Source organism: Herbiconiux daphne, assembly GCF_024979295.1.
GTDB classification, from domain to species: Bacteria; Actinomycetota; Actinomycetes; order Actinomycetales; family Microbacteriaceae; genus Herbiconiux; species Herbiconiux daphnes.
The window spans coordinates 1-792 of record NZ_JANLCJ010000301.1; the positions used below are offsets into that span (position 1 = coordinate 1).

1 protein-coding gene is annotated in these 792 nt (G+C 40.8%); it reads left to right on the forward strand.

All coding sequences use genetic code 11. The features are described from left to right. Nucleotides 1-28: 28 nt before the first annotated feature. Nucleotides 29-792, forward strand: a 764-nt coding sequence (locus N1032_RS24825; protein ID WP_259543201.1) for a DNA polymerase, incomplete at its 3' end; no start/stop codon positions are given.

The following is a 792-nucleotide window of genomic DNA, read 5'->3' on the forward strand; positions in this document are numbered from 1 at the left end:
CCGACTTAACCCATATCACACTAATAAGGTGTTAGAGAACGTGGGGAGCGTAGATTTAACCAGTAGTTACCCGACTGTAATGCTATCGGAAAAATACCCTATGAGTAAGGGGCGACCGATTGCTATTAAATCTATGAGTGATTTAAAAGCCCATATGAAAAAGTATTGTCTGTTAATGGATATTCGCATAGAGGGTATGCGGAATAAATTAGGGTATGAATCATATATTTCATCCAGCAAATGCACGAAACTGGAGGGAGGCGTAGAAAACAACGGGCGAGTATTCAGCGCCGATTTAGTTGAAATGACAATAGTAGATATTGACCTGCAAATAATCGAGGCGGTTTATGAATGGGATGCTATATATGTATCCAACGTGGTAGGGTTCGCTAAAAACTACCTCCCTAAACCGATTATAGAATCCATCCTCAATATGTATGAGGATAAAACCACGTTGAAAGGAGTAGAGGGGAAAGAGGTAGAATATTTATTATCGAAAGGTATGTTGAACAGCGTTTACGGAATGTGCGTTACTGACCCCGTAAAAGATGAACATACATACGAAAGCGAATGGGATGTTGCAATAGTTGACGTTGGGGAAGCAATTCACAAATATAACGAATCCAAAGGCCGCGCTTTGTTTTATCCGTGGGGAATTTGGGTTACTGCCTACGCTCGCCGTAATTTGTGGAGTGCTATTTTAAACGTTGGTAATGATTACGTTTATTCCGATACTGACAGTATTAAGGCACTAAATTTTGAGAGTCACCAGCCCTACGTTGACGCGTACAA